Genomic DNA, 262 nt, shown 5'->3' with positions numbered 1-262 from the left:
ATATTGCCCAGTTGTTCGATCAGGCTGCGAATGCTCTGCTCGCGGCCCGAGCAGATGTTGTAGACCTGCCCCGGGACGCCGTTGTCGAGCAGGGCCAGGTAGGCTGAAATCACATCGCCGACATCGAGGAAGTCGCGCGTCACGTCGATATCGCCCACCTGCAGTCGGGCCGGTTGCAGGCCTCGCTTGATCCGGCTGATCTGTCGGGCGGCGCTGGCAATGACGAAGCTGTCCTTCTGGCCGGGACCGATGTGATTGAACG

The 262-nt window shown here is 62.2% G+C and carries 1 protein-coding gene; it reads right to left on the bottom strand.

What is annotated here, in order from left to right; all coding sequences use genetic code 11:
* Window positions 1-262: GDP-mannose 4,6-dehydratase (locus tag FQ668_RS27670; protein ID WP_144180801.1), on the bottom strand; the 262-nt coding region annotated here is incomplete at both ends.

The sequence above is a fragment of the Pseudomonas sp. Kh14 genome (genome assembly GCF_900291005.1).
Classification (GTDB): domain Bacteria; phylum Pseudomonadota; class Gammaproteobacteria; order Pseudomonadales; family Pseudomonadaceae; genus Aquipseudomonas; species Aquipseudomonas alloputida.
This window is presented reverse-complemented; position numbering and strand designations above follow the sequence as displayed.